This window comes from Aeromonas sp. 604443, assembly GCF_049170315.1.
In the GTDB taxonomy this organism is placed as follows: Bacteria; Pseudomonadota; Gammaproteobacteria; order Enterobacterales; family Aeromonadaceae; genus Aeromonas; species Aeromonas veronii_A.
Genome location: NZ_JAAKMI010000001.1, coordinates 479,377 through 496,623, shown reverse-complemented (window position 1 = coordinate 496,623; position 17,247 = coordinate 479,377). Strand labels below are relative to the sequence as shown.

Annotated in this window: 15 protein-coding genes; 7 read left to right on the top strand and 8 right to left on the bottom strand. The window is 56.4% G+C overall.

Annotated features, from left to right (window positions below; translation table 11 throughout):
• Nucleotides 1-75: 75 nt before the first annotated feature.
• From fruA to fruB, 3 genes are read right to left on the bottom strand one after another with little or no spacing between them, the layout of a single operon-like run.
• On the bottom strand, nt 76-1,812 hold the full coding sequence (gene fruA / locus G5380_RS02045) for a PTS fructose transporter subunit IIBC (RefSeq protein ID WP_227342846.1): 1,737 nt from the start codon (nt 1,810-1,812) through the stop codon (nt 76-78).
• Nucleotides 1,809-2,798, bottom strand: a complete 990-nt coding sequence (gene pfkB, locus G5380_RS02040; RefSeq protein ID WP_421352292.1) for a 1-phosphofructokinase — start codon at nt 2,796-2,798, stop codon at nt 1,809-1,811. The genes fruA and pfkB overlap by 4 nt, the downstream gene beginning before the upstream one ends.
• Nucleotides 2,798-3,913 carry a fused PTS fructose transporter subunit IIA/HPr protein gene (gene fruB, locus G5380_RS02035; RefSeq protein WP_421308107.1) on the bottom strand — a complete coding sequence of 372 codons (1,116 nt, stop codon included), beginning with the start codon at nt 3,911-3,913 and terminating at the stop codon, nt 2,798-2,800. The genes pfkB and fruB overlap by 1 nt, the downstream gene beginning before the upstream one ends.
• A gap of 296 nt (nt 3,914-4,209) precedes the next feature.
• Here fruB and cra point away from each other — a divergent pair, with 296 nt between their 5' ends.
• Both cra and G5380_RS02025 read left to right on the top strand, forming a co-directional pair.
• Entirely contained in the window at nt 4,210-5,196 is a 987-nt protein-coding gene (gene cra, locus G5380_RS02030) for a catabolite repressor/activator (protein WP_421352291.1), read from the top strand.
• 551 nt (nt 5,197-5,747) lie between these two features.
• Nucleotides 5,748-6,941: an aromatic amino acid transport family protein gene (locus tag G5380_RS02025; protein ID WP_421352290.1), complete on the top strand. Its 1,194-nt coding sequence runs from the start codon at nt 5,748-5,750 to the stop codon at nt 6,939-6,941.
• 330 nt (nt 6,942-7,271) lie between these two features.
• Here the strand turns inward: G5380_RS02025 and G5380_RS02020 are convergent, their stop codons facing one another.
• Nucleotides 7,272-7,838: a hypothetical protein gene (locus G5380_RS02020; RefSeq protein WP_421352289.1), complete on the bottom strand. Its 567-nt coding sequence runs from the start codon at nt 7,836-7,838 to the stop codon at nt 7,272-7,274.
• Nucleotides 7,839-8,199: 361 nt separating this feature from the next.
• Nucleotides 8,200-9,192 carry a hypothetical protein gene (locus G5380_RS02015; protein ID WP_421352288.1) on the bottom strand — a complete coding sequence of 331 codons (993 nt, stop codon included), beginning with the start codon at nt 9,190-9,192 and terminating at the stop codon, nt 8,200-8,202.
• Nucleotides 9,193-9,841: 649 nt separating this feature from the next.
• Between G5380_RS02015 and G5380_RS02010 the strand changes: the two genes are divergently transcribed.
• The 3 genes from G5380_RS02010 to G5380_RS02000 all read left to right on the top strand — a co-directional run bounded on the left by G5380_RS02010 (nt 9,842) and on the right by G5380_RS02000 (nt 11,773).
• Nucleotides 9,842-10,399: a hypothetical protein gene (locus G5380_RS02010; RefSeq protein WP_421335698.1), complete on the top strand. Its 558-nt coding sequence runs from the start codon at nt 9,842-9,844 to the stop codon at nt 10,397-10,399.
• A gap of 220 nt (nt 10,400-10,619) precedes the next feature.
• The gene (locus G5380_RS02005) at nt 10,620-11,006 is read left to right on the top strand and encodes an MAPEG family protein (RefSeq protein WP_201951150.1); all 387 of its coding nucleotides are present in this window, start codon (nt 10,620-10,622) and stop codon (nt 11,004-11,006) included.
• Nucleotides 11,007-11,122: 116 nt separating this feature from the next.
• On the top strand, nt 11,123-11,773 hold the full coding sequence (locus G5380_RS02000; RefSeq protein WP_108540074.1) for a hypothetical protein: 651 nt from the start codon (nt 11,123-11,125) through the stop codon (nt 11,771-11,773).
• Nucleotides 11,774-11,892: 119 nt separating this feature from the next.
• Here G5380_RS02000 and G5380_RS01995 read toward each other — a convergent pair whose 3' ends face one another.
• Nucleotides 11,893-13,299, bottom strand: coding sequence for a DEAD/DEAH box helicase (locus tag G5380_RS01995; RefSeq protein WP_421352287.1), 1,407 nt, complete (start codon nt 13,297-13,299; stop codon nt 11,893-11,895).
• Nucleotides 13,300-13,657: 358 nt separating this feature from the next.
• On the opposite strand from G5380_RS01995, the gene G5380_RS01990 reads away from it, so the two are divergent.
• The gene (locus G5380_RS01990) at nt 13,658-14,467 is read left to right on the top strand and encodes a substrate-binding periplasmic protein (protein WP_106843347.1); all 810 of its coding nucleotides are present in this window, start codon (nt 13,658-13,660) and stop codon (nt 14,465-14,467) included.
• A 125-nt stretch (nt 14,468-14,592) separates the two neighbouring features.
• Here G5380_RS01990 and aroC read toward each other — a convergent pair whose 3' ends face one another.
• Together aroC and prmB are read right to left on the bottom strand one after the other, a co-directional pair.
• Nucleotides 14,593-15,681: a chorismate synthase gene (gene aroC / locus G5380_RS01985; RefSeq protein WP_201951171.1), complete on the bottom strand. Its 1,089-nt coding sequence runs from the start codon at nt 15,679-15,681 to the stop codon at nt 14,593-14,595.
• A gap of 12 nt (nt 15,682-15,693) precedes the next feature.
• Nucleotides 15,694-16,629, bottom strand: coding sequence for a 50S ribosomal protein L3 N(5)-glutamine methyltransferase (gene prmB, locus G5380_RS01980; protein WP_139462539.1), 936 nt, complete (start codon nt 16,627-16,629; stop codon nt 15,694-15,696).
• A gap of 82 nt (nt 16,630-16,711) precedes the next feature.
• Between prmB and smrB the strand changes: the two genes are divergently transcribed.
• A complete protein-coding gene (gene smrB, locus G5380_RS01975; RefSeq protein ID WP_201951174.1) occupies nt 16,712-17,236 on the top strand; it encodes an endonuclease SmrB in 525 nt (174 codons plus the stop codon).
• Nucleotides 17,237-17,247 lie beyond the last annotated feature (11 nt).

Sequence of the window (17,247 nt, the reverse complement as noted above, 5' to 3'; positions counted from 1 at the left end):
TACCTGTCCTCCCGACAAAACCAAAAGCGGCCCGCAGGCCGCTCTTGGTTATGACGTGTTGCCGGGTGGCGAGGCTTATGCCGTGGCCAGTTTGGCCTGCTCTTCACCGCGTTTGAGCATGGCGTAGGAGACACCGGTCAGCAGCGAGCCTGCGGCAATGGCAACGATATACATCATGACGTTGCTGATGGCGTGCGGAATGAACAGCACGAACAAACCGCCGTGGGGTGCCATCAGCTCGCAGCCGAACAGCATGGAGAGCGCACCGGTCAGGGCGCCGCCGACCATGCAGGCCGGGATAACGCGCATCGGATCCTTGGCGGCAAACGGAATGGCACCCTCGGAGATAAAGCACAGACCCAGTACGAAGGAGGCTTTTCCCGCTTCCTGCTCCGCCTTGATGAACTTGGTACGGGCCAGGAAGGTGGCAATTCCCATCCCCAGTGCCGGCACCATACCGGCGGCCATCACAGCAGCCATGGGGGCATAGGTTTTGGAGGCCAGCAGGCCGACACCGAAGGCGTAGGCGGCCTTGTTGACCGGGCCGCCCATGTCGAAGCACATCATGGCGCCGATGATGACACCCAGCAGCACGGCGTTGGCAGAGCCCATGTTGTTGAGGAAGGTGGTCATGGCATTCATGATGCCGGCCACCGGGCCACCTACGACGTAGATCATCACCAGACCGGTAAACAGGCTGGCAAACAGTGGAATAATCAGGATGGGCTTGAGCGCTTCCAGGGTCACCGGCAGGCGCACCTTGTCGCTCAGGTACTTGGCGCTGTAACCGGCCAGGAAACCGGCCACGATGCCGCCAAGGAAACCGGCGCCCAGCGAGCTTGCCAGCATGCCGCCGATCATGCCGGGAGCGAGACCCGGGCGGTCAGCGATGGAGTAGGCAATGTAACCGGCCAGTACCGGGATCATCAGGGCAAAGGCGGAGCCACCACCGATCTTCATCAGGGCGGCGGCCAGAGTGCCTTCCACCTTGAACGCCTCAATACCGAACACGAACGAGAGCGCGATGATAAGGCCGCCCGCCACCACCATCGGCAGCATGAAGGAGACCCCGGTCAGCAGGTGCTTGTAGGGGCCTGCTTTTTCCTCTTTCTTGGGCTGGCTGGCACCGCTGTGGCGATAGAGTGTCGCCTCGTTCCACGCCTTGTCGAGTTCGGCGCGGGTTTTCTTCAATGCCGCGCCCGTGCTGGTACGATAGACCGGCTTACCGTCAAAGCGCGCCATGTCCACTTCGATATCGGTGGCGAGGAATACCAGATCGGCAGATGCAATCTCCTCGGCAGTCAGGGCATTCTGGGCACCGACCGAGCCTTGAGTCTCGACGCGGATCTGATAACCCAGCTGTTTGGCCATGGTCTCCAGCGCTTCTGCCGACATAAAGGTGTGGGCAACGCCAGTCGGACAGGCGGTCACCGCCACGATGCGCTTGCCTGCGGCGGCCGGTTTGGCGGCAGCATTGGCAACGGCGGAGGCGGCTTGATGACGATAGACACTGGCGCCGCTGGCGGCTGCCTCCAGCAAGGCGGCCGGATCCTGCAGGGCGAGATCCATGCTGCCCTGATAGACTCGCTTGCCATCATAGGCGGCGAGATCCACCGGGGCACTTGCGACGACCAGCACCAGATCGGCGGCGGCAATCTGCTCCTTGCTCGGTACTTGGCGGGGCTGCACGCTGGAGCCGACGTCGAGGGTGAGTTCCCAGCCAGCCAGTTTGGCCTGCTGTTCTATCCGTTTTGCAGCGAGAAAGCTGGTGGCAATGCCCGCCGGGCAAGCCGTAACCAAGATTGCTTTCATTGGGCATCTCCTGAGTTTTCCATTGAGGGGGTATTGCACTGAACCGGTGCCAGCGCATCCAGACGCTCTACGCGCACCTGTTCAAGTAAAGGGTTGAGCACATTGATATCGTCAAAGCCGACCGCCACCTGACTGACCGCCAGTGCCGAGACGGCGGTGGCCAGCCGCAGGGTCTGCTCCGGCGCCCAGCCAAGGCTCAGACCATGGGCGAGACCTGCCACCAGAGAATCGCCAGCACCAACCGTGCTGACCACCTGCATCCGCGGTGGAATGGCTTGCCAAACGGCATCCGGGGCAAACCAGATGAGGCCATCGGCGCCGTTGGAGATCACCACGTTGGGGATCCCGCTCGCCTGCAGCGCGCGGGCACACTCGGCCTGCTCGCTCAGGGTCTTGATGGGGCGACCAGCCCATTGGCTCAGCTCCTCCAGATTGGGTTTGACCAGGGTCGGCGCCGCCTTGATCCCTTCGCTTAACGCCGCACCGCTGCAATCGAAGATCACCTGCTTGCCCTTGGCCTTGAGCAGGCGGATCAGATGGGCGCAGTAATCGGGGGCCACCCCTTTGGGCAGGCTGCCCGCCAGCACGAACCACTCGGCGTGAGGTGCCAATTTGTCGATGGCCTGCTCCAGCGCGCACACTTCCCCTTGCTGGATGGTGAGCCCCGGCAAGTTGAGATCGGTGACCCGACCGGACTGCTCGGAAATCTTGACGTTGATGCGGGTGCTGCCCGCGACACGGACAAAGTGATCATCCAGCGCACGCTCTGCAAACAGGGAGACAAAGCTCTGCTCATTGTCTGCGCCCAGCCAGCCGCTGACGCCCACCTCGCGGCCCAAGTCCTTGAGCACCATGGCGACGTTGATCCCCTTGCCTGCGGCACGCAGGTTGGCCTCGCTCACCAGATTGACCTCACCGAGGCTCATCGCCTCGAGGCGAGTAGTGAGATCAAGGGCCGGATTGAGGGTGATGGTAACAATCTTCATTAATGCGCCCCCTCGCCGAGACCAGCGGCGATGGCCTCACCGATCCCCTTGAGAGCCGCTTCGGCATCAGCCCCTTCGGCGCGAAACGCCAGACGGTGCCCGCATTTGACCCCAAGACCGATCACTTTCATCAGGCTCTTGGCGGAAACCGCTTCGCCGCTGCCATCCAGATTGGCCACCCGGATGTCGGATTCAAACTCTTTGGCCACCTTGACCAGCATGGCGCCGGGACGAGCGTGCAAGCCGTGGGGATTGATGATGGTGAAGGTTTCGGAAAGACCGCTCGCGGGGCCTGCTTGCAGCATGGCCAGTCCCTCGCCGCCCGCCAGCGTAGCGAGTTGGCCGGCAGCCGCCAGTTTGGCCAGATTCTCCAGTTGCGGCAGATGGCTGCTATCTGCGGCGCACAGCAGCAGCATGGCGCTGACCGGCAGCTCCCCTGCGCGAAGTTCGCTGCTCGGGGTGGCCAGCACCCAGCCAGTCTGGGCCGATGCTGTTTGCTGAACATTGGCGCGGGCGAGCCAGACGCCCTCGCCCAGATAGGCAGGTTCGCTTGCCAGCAGCGCGCTCACCATGGCGGCATCGCCCCAGCCCGCAGACTTGGCGCGGGCGGCTGCTCCCAGCAGCAGTTGGTCGCGATCATCGGCCGGGAAGTCAGCCAGGGTCAGGTATTGCACCTCTTTGGCGGCAGTGGCGCCGGTCAGGATATTGATGATGGTGTCGGCATCGGTGGCCTCTTTGAGCTGAGCTGCCGCCTGCTCGTCACCCAGCACATGGGTGAGCTGGCGCAAAATGCCCAGATGCTCGTCGGACTTGGCGGCGATGCCGATGGCGACATAGGCGATCTGCCCCTCATCCCACTCGATGCCATGAGGGAACTGGGCCACCATGACGCCTGTGTTCTTCACCAGATGACGGGTATCGGTGGTGCCGTGGGGAATGGCGATGCCGCTGCCAAGATAGGTGGCATGCTGCGCTTCACGGGCCAGCATCCCATCCACATAGCCCGCTTCCACCAGACCGGCTTCGGTCAGTTTGCCTGCCAGCAGGGCAATGGCGTCCGACTTGGTCGCCACCGACTGCCCCAGCAAGATCTGCTCTCGCGCCAACTTCAACATAGAGACTCTCCATCAGGTTCCGGCCACGCCGGTACGTCACAATTGAACATTCGGATAACTCGCCAGCTGACAATAGACCTGAACACGGTTCACTGTGATCGGGGCCTGATTTTCAGGCCACTGGGTCTCTTCGTTGCTGACAGGCTGAATCGTTTCACTTACACTCAGACTGAATCGTTTCAGCGAATTGATCAAGTACCCACAAAGAGTGCTTTTCAATGATATGATCCCGCGCACACTTTTCGGTGCCCTCACCCGGCAGTGACCGTGGGCCTTGCAACTCAAACAGAGCCAATATGATGAAACTGGATGAAATCGCCGCCCTCGCCGGTGTCTCGCGCACCACGGCAAGCTATGTGATCAATGGCAAGGCCGACCAATACCGCATCAGTCAGGCCACCCGCGACAAGGTGATGGCCGTTGTCACCGCCCATAACTATCAGCCGGACAGCCGCGCCGCCTCCCTGCGTGGCGGCCAGACCAAGACCCTCGGCTTTATCCTGCCCGACCTTGAGAACGCCAGTTACGCCAAGCTGGCCAAGCGGCTGGAACAGGGGGCCCGGGCGCAGGGCTATCAGCTGCTCATCGTCTGCTCGGAAGATGAGCCCGCCACAGAAAAAGAGCTGGCCCAGATGCTGGTGAGCCGCCATGTGGATGCCCTGCTGGTGGCCAGCTGCCTGCCGCCGGACGACCCCTTCTACGGCAAATTGCAGGCGCAAGGCAGCCAAATCCTCGCCATCGACCGGGCGATGGCAGCCGACAAGTTCGTCACCGTCGCCAGTGAAAACGAGAAAGCGAGCTTTGATCTCACCAGCTCCCTGCTCACCCCGACCCTGCGCCATATCGCCTTGATCACCGCGCTGCCGGCACTCACGATCAGTCAGGAGCGAAAAGCCGGTTTCGAGCAGGCGGTCGCCAGTCACAGCGCGGCTCGCCATCTGTGCGAGGGGGATCACTTCTCCCGCCTTGAGGGGTATCGCCTGATCAAGGATCTGCACCTGCAGCTGGGTCAGCTACCCGAAGCACTGATCACTACCTCCTATATCCTGATGGAGGGGGTACTCGACTACCTGTTGGAGCAAGAGATCGATATGAGCCAGCTCGCCATGGCCACCTTCGGGGACGATCGGCTGCTCGACTTCCTCCCCTTTGGCATCAACTCCCTGCCCCAGCAGCACGACGCGCTGGCAAGCCAGGCGCTGGATCTGGCGCTCAAGGCGGTGAACGGCGAATACCAGAGCGGGCTGCACTATGTGAGCCGCACCCTCAAGCGCCGTCGCTAACCTGCTCGAAGCAGACCCGATTTGCTGTCAATGGGTGGGTAAAGCGAACAGATGACAATAAGGCTGCCAGCATCGGCAGCCTTATTGTTTTTCCCCACAACCCTACCCGCCCGCTTTGCTTTCTCTACCGTCTGGCCGACTAAACAACCGGCCTCCACACCCTGTTCGCCGCACAACTCAACGCCCACCTCCTCGCTCCCTTATCCGTACTGTTGCCACTTGGCTGACCTGTATCAATGAGCCCCTGCCAGTCATTTTTTCGGTGCTTTTTTCTGCAATTAGCTACCACTGTCATCATTTATTTCCACTTGTTGCCACAAGCCAGCACAAAATCCGTATAAAAGGGGTTGTTTCCGCTATTTTGATCCGCTAACGTGGCAACCATCTTTTACAACTGACAGGTTTTAGGTACAGATGTTCCCGTTCCGATATTGCTAGCCTCCGGCCCTATCACCGGAGGCTCCTTCTGATAACGCCAATCGGCCCCTCTTGTTGACGTCACTGCTGACATCGCCTGTTTGCACTGACACCGCTACGTTCGGATGGATAACATGAATACCAAAACCCTGGGTTGTACCCTGTTGATTGCCGGCACCACCATAGGCGCCGGCATGCTGGCCCTGCCGCTGGCCTCCTCCTCCCTCGGCGGCCCCGCCACCCTGATGTTGATGGTCGGCCTCTGGGCCCTGATGGCCTTCACCGCCATGCTGCAAGTAGAGGCAAGCCTCAACACCGGCAAGTGGTACCTGCACCAGCTGGCGGATCATCTACTCGGCCCCTGGGGCAAGCGCATCGCCTCCTTCTGTATCCTGATGCTGTTCTACTCGCTGGCCTCCGCCTACATCAGCGGCGGCAGCAGCCTGCTGGCACAGGCGCTTGCCGATGCGGGCATGACCCTCAGCCAGGAGCAGGCCGCCTGGGCCTTTACCCTGCTGTTTGGCGGCATGGTCTGTGTCGGTACCCGTTCGGTGGATTACCTCAACCGGCTGATGTTCACCGTCAAACTGGTGATTATGGTGGTGGTGCTGGCGTTGCTGCTGCCCCGCACTGAAGGGCAGCATCTGCTCTCGATGCCGCTGGGTCAGGGCCTGTTGCTGGCGGGCCTGCCGGTCATCTTCACCTCGTTCGGCTTTCACGGCTCCATTCCGAGCGTGATGCTCTACCTCGGTGACTGCCCCAAGCAGCTGCGTCGGGTCTTTGTCTGGGGCTCAGCCCTGCCGCTGATCCTCTACGTGCTGTGGCAGGTAGCGATCCTCGGTCTGCTCGGCCAGCAAGCCCTGCTGCAAACCGGCGGCGCGCTGGACAGCCTGCTGGCAAACGTCGGCAAGCTGGTGAGTTGGCCTGAGTTTAATCAGGCGATGCACCTGTTTGCCGATCTGGCGCTCGCCACCTCCTTCCTCGGGGTAACGCTGGGGCTGTTCGACTTTATGGCCAAGGCAACCCGCCGCAAGGACAACTGGCAGGGCCGCACTCAGACTGGCCTCATCACCTTCGTGCCGCCATTGCTGTTTGCCCTCTACTTCCCGCAGGGCTTTATCATGGCTCTCGGCTACGCAGCCATTGCGCTGGCGATCCTCGCGGTACTGCTGCCGGTGGCGCTGGTATGGCAGAGCCGCAAGCAGGCGCCCGCCCACCACTACCGCGCCCCGGGTGGCGTAGTGGCGCTGGGTCTTGCCGCCGCCATGGGGGTGCTAATTGTCGGGGTACAGGTCAGCGTCAGCTTAGGAATGCTGCCAGCGCTCTAATCCTTGCCGCCATTCAATGCCCCATTCCAAATAGCAAAAGCCCCGCCAATCAGATTGGCGGGGCTTTTTGTTGATGAAAAAACAGCTCTAGATATTACTTTATTTATATTCCAGAGACCAAGGCAAGACTACAGGGTATTAATAGATAGAGCAGATGAATTAGATTGACATTTGGTACACATAACCTCATCACGGTTAATTATAGGAAGACAACCTACTGCATGCTTAAAAAAGCTATGATATTGATACAAAAGAATGTTGATTCAAAGTGAAGTAAATGAGACTCCGACCTTGCAAGGGCGTCACATACCCCTTAACAATTATGCACATCTAAAAGGGTATCTCATCCTCAATATCTGACGCTAAAAATACAGCCTCTGTTTTTTTGACAAGAAACTTCTTATTCATCAATTCAATAAAAATAACTTTAAAATAATCTATGATACATTTCAAAAACTCATCTAACAGCTCATTGCTTGATATATAAAAGTTCTGCTCATCAGTCTCAATTTGTGGGAACATTGTTGTTATACTTATTCGTTCCCTTTCATTTTTAAAGGTTGAGTTTTGATGAACAATAGCATTCCTCAGTTTTTGAAAATTTTTAATCCTATCTGTTTCATGCTTAAATTCATGTGTATTGAAATCACATGTTATAGATAAATATGTCATCGACTTATTGGATATGTTGTTATCTTTAATATGGTCTAACTGAAGTTTCGAGGATGTTTGTGATTCTATTTGCAAACAAATGTTTGATAAGTTACTTTCTAGTGTTGTATATATAAGAACTATAGCTGAGTGATAGAAATGACTTATTACCTTCCTGATATAACCCTCATACATATCAATAATCACTGATTCTTCTTCTGGATTTTCTAAAATATCTGCCCTCATTAACTCCTGTATATTTTGATTTCTATCTTTAATAGAGCTTGATATATGGTCTATGTATGTTTGTAAATATTCTATTTCTTTGAACGTTTTCTGTTGTAAATCAGCAAGGTCTAATTTTTTTCGACTTTGTTAGTTTGTTTTGTAAGCATGTATATATCCAATAAAAATCGATGAAAATAACTAAAGCCGAAAGCACCAAATTTCTTGGCTCAGGAATAAAAAGCAAGACTAGCTAGTGCATTAATAAAAGTGTCTAGCTAGAAAGAACAAATCGAGCACTCCAATTAGGTTACCTTCTGTCCAAGTGAGCATTTTTTATACCGGCTTAACTAAAATATCCAGTGCGTATCTAATTTTTCAGTTACAACAAGCTCTGCAATTTTGTTAAAATTGCATCAGAATATACTCCTGCTAGCACACCAATTATTAGTCCACCGGTGAAATCCTCTACAGTAATTGCTTTTGTTGTTTCAGGCTTTCTGGAAACCAGCAAGCTAAATACCAACCCCAAAGCAATACTGCCAGCTAATACGCCCCAGTTAATTATTGATTCATTATGTGCTGTTGTGAGAGTATTTTTTATAAAAAATCCGACAGCCGCCCCTACCATTCCACCGGTAGGAACCGAAAAAGCAGACGGAAGAATTAAAATACGCGACGTTATGGTTCTTATATGTACTACGTCATCATTTAGCTTATATGACACCTTAAAAGAAATGTCCATTTTCTTTTGTTTTAAAAGGTGCGGCGCTCGATAGGAAAATGGAAAGGTAATTGTACTTCCTACAGGTAGAGGCACTCCTTTAGAAAACTCTTGATCTTGCTCTCGCGCAAGCCTATCCATTATTCTTTTTAATTTGCCTTTATTAATTGCATATGCTTTTGGTAAAAATGAATCTGGCGATTCAAAACTTATAACTTCTTTTTCAAGTCGTTCAACATCCTCCCATTCATCTATTTTAAGGGCTTCTTCTGCCCAATATGGTGTTGTAGGTTGCGTTTTTCTTTTAGAAAAAATAGAAGCATATCCATCAACCATTTCTACTACAGCTAAAGCTATAGATTCTGTAAAAGACATTCTCTTTTGTCTATTTCTTGCATACGCACTTTCTACACCTTTCTCTAACTCCCTGATGAGTCGTCTCTTTTTATCTTCCAACTTAGTAAGATTTGTTGTGTCAAGATCATCATTCGCTGATAACTCTCGACCGGCAGAGAGAGTATTAATAATTTGCAAATCAGATATGGGTTGACCAGAAACATTGGTGACATTTAGACTAACAGAGTATTCTTGGCTTCCCGCAATATACTCCTGAGATACTAAGTTTAGTGCTATATTTTCAGAATCTTTCATTAACAATCCCTTAGCTTTTTAATTAGGTAAATTCCATGCAAGAGTTACCTTATTGTACGAATCTAATGCACCATCAATATTAAAATTCAAAAAACATCAAAATATTGTATTGACCAACACTGTACATATGAAACCTTTATTATCTCTGGCAAAACTCACTAGCATGTACTTTCACCAACAAGTCTGCACACAAAAAGGCTACCGCACAGGGTTTCAGCTCCCCGCATGCTGTCTTTGACCTGATAGAGAAAAACTACTACCTGTTACACCTCGGTGACCTTTGGCTCAATTGCGGTGCGAATTTGCAGGGTATCAAACGCGAACCTGATTAGTGAGAAGAAAATTATCTATCGTGCTGATTTCGGTCAGTTTTTTGATAATGATCAGCTTTATAGGGAGAACGACGAGGGCGAACTCTATAGTGACATACGCTGGTACAACGCGTATCAGCCTCTGGCGGCCCCCATCCCTGCAACGCGCCCCCCACCTGCTCAGTCGAGCAAGCAGCACATACAACCGAACAAACGCCCCAACCTTCTGCTATTTACCTACCTTTTTGCTACCCAATCCTGAATAGTCAGTTCAAAAACCGTTCATACCCCTTCGCTACACTGCCCGCTCGTTTATCGCTATCAGGAGCTAGAAAACAATGATGTTGCACCTCAAGAAGAGCACCCTTGCCCTCGTCCTGCTTGCCGCCAGTGGCGCACTTAGCGCCGCCGAAATCGCCAACAACAATATTACCGAGGCCGAGATCAAGGCCGCGCAGGATGGTTGGGGCGCAGCGCTGATCAAGATCAGCGATGACTACCGCGCCGGTGGGATTGAGCGCGCCAAGGCGACTGCCGAGTCAGTGCTCGACAGTGCCTACGGCTACCAGCAGGGGCCGGTGCTGTTCAAGCCGACCCTTGCCGGTGGCGAGCAGACCTTTCGCACCAACCGTGAGGGGGCGCTGGCCTACTTTGTCGGCCACAACAGCGCCTATCCCACCGACAAAGGGTTTGCCCTGAAAAACTGGCAGAGCTACCGCTATGACAATGCCGCCGTCTATATCAACGGCGACATGGCGCTGACCATGGGCAAGGTTCATCTGGTAGATCGCGACAACAAGGAAACTACAGTCGACAAGACCTGGGGTTTCAAGAAGGGGGATGATGGCAAGGTGCGTATCGTGCTGCACCACTCCTCCCTCCCTTACGAGGGGTAATGACGGGGCTCTGCCCACCATCAACACGTTCAACAGACAGCCCTGCCACATCGGCAGGGCTGTTTGTTTTGCGCCTGCGCTTGGCAGATGGCGAGTGAGTGGATGACGGTCGTGCTAAGGCAGTTTGCTGCTACCCTCAAGGCAAGCCATTGAGATGCCGAGCAATATCGCGTCTCTGAACACCAGCTACTCGATATCATCACACAAGGAGACAGATACCATGACCATACTGCCTGTTTACGCGGCCCTGCTCGCTCTGCTGTTTGTGTTGCTGAGCATTCGAACCATTCGCACCCGCCATAGCCGCAAGGTGGCGCTGGGGCATGGGGATGACCCCGCCATGTTGCGCGCCATGCGGGTACACGCCAACTTTGCCGAGTATGTCCCCCTAGCCCTGCTGCTGATCTATTTCGTCGAAACCGGCAGCCATGCCCCCTGGCTGGTTCATTTGCTGGGGAGTGCCTTGCTGTTTGGTCGCCTCTGCCACGCCTTTGGCATGAGCCGCACGCCGGAGAACTTCCGTTATCGGGTGGCGGGAATGGGGCTGACCTTCACGGTGATCCTGGTGAGCGCGGCCCATATCCTGATCACGGCGCTGCTCCCCTGATCCGGCCGTCACGAATAGCTGGCGAAGCGGTCTGGCAGCCATCCCTATCGGCTATTCTTCACTGCACAGATAGTCGCAACAGTGCTGCTTAAACAAGCCCGATTCAGGAGTGCGATATGAAGTGGATTGGCTGGTTACTGCTTGTCGGGCTGACTCCCGTTGCCCATGCAACCCCGCTGAAGCTGGCGGCAGCGGTCGAACACACTGCGATATTGCGCCCTTTTATTCATGACTGGTTTGGCCGGGCCGGCATCGACTTTCAGTTGATCCCCTGCACCTATGCCCGCTGCGAAAAGTTGATTGAGGCAGACCATGCCGTCGATGGCGATATGGCCCGGATCAAGGGCTTTGATCAGACCTATCCCCACTTGCTGCAGATCGGTGCCCCCATCTCGGAGGCGGCGATTTATGGTCAGCCAAGGGATAACCCGAACTGGCCCCCTGCCAAGGGTACCGTGATTGGCTGCCTGCGTGGCATCCAGTGGTGCGAGCGCTTCCTCGGCAACTATCAGGTCATCTGGTTGAACGATGAGAAGCAGGGGCTTGCCCAACTGCATCGAGGCAAAGTGGACTGGCTCATCAAGATGCGCCCCGCCTCTCAACCCGCACTGGCGTCCCCCTGGCAGAAGATCACCAAAGAGCAGGTCTTTCTCTACCTCGATAAAAAGCACCGGACGGAAATTGCAGCCCTGCTCAAGGTACAGCTGGCGTTTATCAACAACGGCCGCTGGCTGGCGATGCAAAAACAGTACCTCTCCGCCATCTAACGCGGTTCTCGCAGCACCACACAGTGCCAATTACATGGCTGAAAAAACAAAAAGCCCTGCCAGATTGGCAAGGCTTTTTCAGTCAACCGCATAGCTGGGGAGTCAAGCTCCCGAGCCGCTTACTGGTTGTGGGTAGCGCGACGGGGGCGACGGGCCTGAGCCGGTTTGCCAGCGCCATCAGCCGGACGCTGACCACCTTGCGGCTTGGGCTTGCCGCCGTTGCCAGTGCGATTGCCACCACCGTTAGCACCGGCGCCATTGCCGGAGCGACCGGCACCTTGACGCTGGCCTTGACCTTGCGGACGCGGCGCACGGCGCTGCTCGCTCGGATCACGGGGCTCTTTGCGCAGCGGCGCGCCGATACCACGGGCGATGTTGTCGAGGGTCTCGCGGGACGCTTCGAAGCCGGGCACCTGCTCGCAGGGGATGTTCTGCTTGGTCAGACGCTCGATGGCTTTGATCAGTTTGCCTTCATCGGCCGCAACCAGGGAGATGGCGTGACCGGCCGCGCCGGCACGACCGGTACGACCGATACGGTGCACGTAATCTTCCGCCACGTTGGGCAACTCGAAGTTGACCACTTGCGGCAGCTTGTCGATGTCAAGACCACGGGCGGCGATATCGGTCGCCACCAGCACCTTGACGCTACCATCCTTGAAACCGGCCAGCGCGCGGGTACGGGCACCCTGGCTCTTGTTGCCGTGAATGGCGGCAGCACTGATGCCGTCTTTTTCAAGCTTCTCGGCAACGCGGTTGGCGATGTGCTTGGTACGGGTAAAGACCAGCACCTGCTGCCAGTTGTTGCTGGAGATCAGGTGGCTCAGCAGGGCAATCTTGTTGGCCTTGTCGCACGGGTGCACCAGCTGCTCGATACGCTCGGCGGTACTGTTGCGGGGGGCAACTTCAATGACAGCCGGGTTGTCCAGCAGGCCAGTGGCCAGCTCGCGAATTTCATCGGCGAAGGTGGCGGAGAAGAGCAGGTTCTGGCGCTTCTTCGGCAGCAGGGTCAGGATGCGGCGGATGTCGCGGATAAAGCCCATGTCGAGCATGCGATCCGCTTCGTCCAGTACCAGGATCTCCACCTCGTCAAACTTGACGGCATTCTGGTTGTAGAGATCGATCAGACGGCCCGGACAGGCCACCAGCACGTCCAGACCACGGCGAGTCGCCATCATCTGCGGGTTGATGCTCACGCCACCGAATACCACGTGGCTGCGCAGGGGCAGATGCTTGCCATAGTTGCGCACGCTCTCGCCCACCTGGGCGGCCAGCTCGCGCGTCGGGGTCAGTACCAGCGCACGGACGCGGTTCGGAGAGACCTTGCGCTTGCTCTCCATCAGACGTTGCAGCATCGGCAGGGTAAAGCCTGCGGTCTTGCCGGTCCCTGTTTGGGCCGCCGCCATCAGATCGCGGCCAGCCAGAACGGCGGGGATCGCTTGCTGCTGAATGGGAGACGGGGTGTCGTAGCCTTGTTCGGCAACGGCACGCAACAAGGGTTCGGCCAGACCGAGGGAAGTAAAACTCATAATTACCTGCTAGGGATAGGGGCGCCGACAATCCGGGATGGGGCTCCTCTGCTGAGCCGATGCCATCTCGCCAGACTCGGGCCTGTTGAGAACACAACGATTTCCCCGGGGAGCAGAGCAAAGGGGAAAGAATAGGGGCGCAGTCTAACGGAGTTGTGCCGGATAAACGAGAAAAATGTGATGCTCCTCCCAGCACGCACAGAAAAGCCCTCTGCTCTCCACCGAATAATCCCGTTGACCAGTGAAGCACGAACCACACTATTAACTGACAACTTATTACCTGTCCCGCCATCGTGATGCGCGGGTCGCAGGCGCACGGGATAGCAGAGAACAAAAAGCAGAATAACGAGGTTAAGCTATGAGCACGCAATATCGTCCCCACGGCAACTGGCAGGCCAAGCTCTGCCTGCTGCTGCTTTTGCTGACCCCTTCCCTGCAGGCCAGTCAGACCCTGACCGTGGCCTGGAGCCACTGGCCCCCCTTCAGTCAAATCAACAACCGGGGTGAGCTGGACGGGCTGGATGTCAGCCTGACTCGCCAGATCCTCACCCAGGCGGGCTTTGCCCCCAAATTTCGTGAGATCCCCTGGGCGCGGGCACTCCATCTGGTGGAGCACGATCAGCTGGATGTGGCGATGGCCGCACTACCACTACCGGAGCGGCAGAAGTATGCCCGCTTCTCTGCACCCTATCGCCAGAGCGCCTATGTGCTGTTGAGTAATAACCCGATTCCAGGCCATCAGGATCGCTGGGGAAAGCTCGATACCTTGTCCAAACTGTGCCACAACAAGGATCTCAAAATTGGCAAACTGCGCGGTACTCGCCCCATTCATCAAATGGACGAGTGTCCTGCCCTCAAGGGGGCGACCGAGTACAATGCCGATGATCGACTAATCGAACTGCTGCTGGCCCGCCGTCTCGATGGCATCATTATGGAGTGGCAATATGCACGCTATCGGCTCTCCCAATTGGGCGCCGAGGGGTTTATCAGTTGTCAGCTGTTGCTGCACCATCAGCCGGTCAGCCTGATGTTTGCCAAAAACAGCATGAGCGAAGAGCAGCTCCTCAAGGTCAACGAGGCCATTCACGCTATGCCCAAACACCATGGGAAGTTCTCTCCCCCCAACTGCCGTCTCGATGCCGATCCGCAGGACGCTGATCACTCTTGATAACCGACGAGTGATAGAAGTACCGCAGAGCATAAGAACAAAGGCGACCCGAAGGTCGCCTTTGATTTGGTTGACGAACCAGCACCCTGAACAGGGTGCGATCAGTCGATGTGCAGCAATAGCGATCAACGCAGCTGTGGGGTATGGGTCAACACCCCCTGATTCTGGGCACGATGGCGCAGCAGGTGATCCATCAACACCAGCGCCAGCATGGCTTCGGCGATGGGCACGGCGCGAATGCCGACACAGGGATCGTGACGCCCCTTGGTGATCATCTCGATGGCCTCACCTTCGGTATTGATGGTCTTGCCCGGCACAGTGATGCTGGAAGTCGGTTTGAGCGCCATGCTCACCACAATATCCTGACCCGACGAGATGCCGCCCAGAATGCCACCCGCATGGTTGCTGGCAAAGCCCGCCGGGGTCATCTCGTCGCGATGCTCGGAGCCTTTTTGCTCCACCACCGCAAAGCCATCACCGATCTCCACCCCTTTCACCGCATTGATGCCCATCATGGCATGGGCAATGTCGGCGTCGAGACGATCAAACACCGGCTCACCCAGGCCCACCGGCACATTGCGCGCAATGACCTGCACCTTGGCACCGATACTGTTGCCCTCTTTTTTCAGGTCGCGCATATATTGATCGAGCGCTTCCAGCTTGCCCGCATCGGGGAAGAAGAAGGGATTCTGCTCAATCTGCGCCGCGTCAAACGCCTCAGCCTTGATGGGGCCGAGCTGGGAGAGAAAACCGGTGATCTCGATGCCATGTACCTGTTTCAGGTACTTCTTGGCAATCGCCCCCGCCGCCACTCGCATCGCGGTCTCGCGGGCAGATGAGCGACCACCGCCACGATAGTCCCGCTGACCATACTTCTGGTGGTAGGTGTAGTCAGCATGACCCGGCCGGAACAGATCCTTGATATCGGAGTAATCCTTGGAGCGCTGATCGGTATTCTCGATGAGCAGCCCGATGGAGGTGCCGGTGGTCTTGCCCTCGAACACCCCGGAGAGGATCTTCACCTCGTCCGGCTCGCGGCGCGGCGTGGTGTAGCGGGAAGTGCCGGGCTTGCGCCGATCCAGATCCCCCTGCAGATCCGCTTCGCTGATCTCCAGCCCAGGCGGGCAACCATCGACCACGGCGCCCAGCGCCAGGCCGTGGCTCTCGCCAAAGGTGGTGACCCGAAAGAGTTGACCAAAACTGTTCCCTGCCATGCGCGCTCCTGCTTAGTTCTTGTAGATGGCGAAATGATCCTGATACTGCACCAGCTCTTCACGGGTCATCACAAAGACGCCGTGACCGCCGTTTTCGAATTCAACCCAGGTAAAGGGGATCTCGGGGAACTGGGCTTCCAGATGGATCATGCTGTTGCCTACTTCGACCACCAGCACACCGTTATCCTTGAGGAAATCGGCGGCATGGGCCAGCAGACGCTTGGTCAGCTTGAGACCATCGGAGCCGGACGCCAGCGCCAGCTCGGGCTCGTGACGGAACTCTTCCGGCAGATCCGACATGTCTTCGGAGTCCACATAGGGCGGGTTGGAGACGATGAGATCGTATTTGTCGCCCGCCGGCAGATCGCGGAACAGATCGGAGCGGATCGGTATGACCTGCTGCTCCAGCCCGTGATCGTTGATGTTGCGCTCGGCCACGTTCAGTGCATCGATGCTGATGTCGATGGCATCCACTTCCGCTTCCGGGAACTCGTGGGCCATGATGATGGCGATACAGCCGGAGCCGGTGCACAAGTCCATGATCCGGGTCGGTTCATGTTTGAGGAAGGGCGCGAAACGGTTGGCGACCATCTCGGCAATGGGGGAACGGGGAATGAGCACCCGCTCGTCCACGTAGAACTCCCAACCGGCATACCAGGCCTTGTTGGTCAGGTAGGCGGCGGGTACCCGCTCCTGTACGCGGCGGATAATCAGTTCGGCGATACGGTGACGCTCGCTGCTGGTGAGACGGGAGTGGCGCATGGCCGGGTCTACATCCGGTGGCAGATGTAACGCGGGCAGTACCAGCTGCACAGCTTCATCCCAGGCGTTGTCGGTTCCATGACCGTAAAAAATCCCGGCGTCGTTGAAACGACTCATGGCCCAACGCAACATGTCCTGGATGGTGTGCATCTCGGCAACCACCTCATCGATAAATATCTTGTCCAAATCCACCTCCAAGTCGAGTAATATCCGGCCCGAGCCCCGTTTACGTTGCGGGCAAGACGCATACCTAATACATGAGCATCTGATGAAAAAAACGCCCTCACCGACAGACGAGGAAACCCTGCTGTTCCGCGATGCGATAAAAGGTACCCGGAAAATCAAGCAAGATACCATAAGGGCCGAGTTACGCCCGGTCAAGCAGAAACGCGAATTGCGCGAAACCCGCGAAAAGCTTGGGGTTGACCACTATTTCAGCGATGAGTATCAGCCCCATCTCGACGATGATGGGCCGACCCGTTACGTGCGGGAAGATGTGTCAAAATTTGAGCTGAAAAAGCTCAAGCGGGGCATTTATCCGCCGGAGATCTACCTGGATCTGCACGGCATGAACCAGCAGCAGGCAAAACAGGAGCTGGCCGCCCTGCTCACCCTCTGCCAGAAAGAGAACATTCACGTCGCCTCGGTGATGCACGGCATCGGCAAACATATTCTCAAACAGCGCATTCCCTGCTGGCTGGCCCAGCACCCCAATGTGCGCGCCTTCCATCAGGCTCCCCGCGAATGGGGTGGCGACAGCGCCATTCTGGTGTTGCTGGATATCGAAGAGTAGAAAAAGCAGCG

What these genes read in the sequence shown, in the direction of transcription:
- pfkB (WP_421352292.1), bottom strand. Translation starts at nt 2,798, where the DNA reads ATGAAGATTGTTACCATCACCCTCAATCCGGCCCTTGATCTCACTACT.
- G5380_RS02025 (WP_421352290.1), top strand. Translation starts at nt 5,748, where the DNA reads ATGAATACCAAAACCCTGGGTTGTACCCTGTTGATTGCCGGCACCACC.
- cra (WP_421352291.1), top strand. Translation starts at nt 4,210, where the DNA reads ATGATGAAACTGGATGAAATCGCCGCCCTCGCCGGTGTCTCGCGCACC.
- G5380_RS01990 (WP_106843347.1), top strand. Translation starts at nt 13,658, where the DNA reads ATGAGCACGCAATATCGTCCCCACGGCAACTGGCAGGCCAAGCTCTGC.
- G5380_RS02000 (WP_108540074.1), top strand. Translation starts at nt 11,123, where the DNA reads ATGAAGTGGATTGGCTGGTTACTGCTTGTCGGGCTGACTCCCGTTGCC.
- G5380_RS01995 (WP_421352287.1), bottom strand. Translation starts at nt 13,299, where the DNA reads ATGAGTTTTACTTCCCTCGGTCTGGCCGAACCCTTGTTGCGTGCCGTT.
- fruB (WP_421308107.1), bottom strand. Translation starts at nt 3,913, where the DNA reads ATGTTGAAGTTGGCGCGAGAGCAGATCTTGCTGGGGCAGTCGGTGGCG.
- G5380_RS02010 (WP_421335698.1), top strand. Translation starts at nt 9,842, where the DNA reads ATGATGTTGCACCTCAAGAAGAGCACCCTTGCCCTCGTCCTGCTTGCC.
- fruA (WP_227342846.1), bottom strand. Translation starts at nt 1,812, where the DNA reads ATGAAAGCAATCTTGGTTACGGCTTGCCCGGCGGGCATTGCCACCAGC.
- G5380_RS02015 (WP_421352288.1), bottom strand. Translation starts at nt 9,192, where the DNA reads ATGAAAGATTCTGAAAATATAGCACTAAACTTAGTATCTCAGGAGTAT.
- smrB (WP_201951174.1), top strand. Translation starts at nt 16,712, where the DNA reads ATGAAAAAAACGCCCTCACCGACAGACGAGGAAACCCTGCTGTTCCGC.
- aroC (WP_201951171.1), bottom strand. Translation starts at nt 15,681, where the DNA reads ATGGCAGGGAACAGTTTTGGTCAACTCTTTCGGGTCACCACCTTTGGC.
- G5380_RS02005 (WP_201951150.1), top strand. Translation starts at nt 10,620, where the DNA reads ATGACCATACTGCCTGTTTACGCGGCCCTGCTCGCTCTGCTGTTTGTG.
- G5380_RS02020 (WP_421352289.1), bottom strand. Translation starts at nt 7,838, where the DNA reads ATGAGGGCAGATATTTTAGAAAATCCAGAAGAAGAATCAGTGATTATT.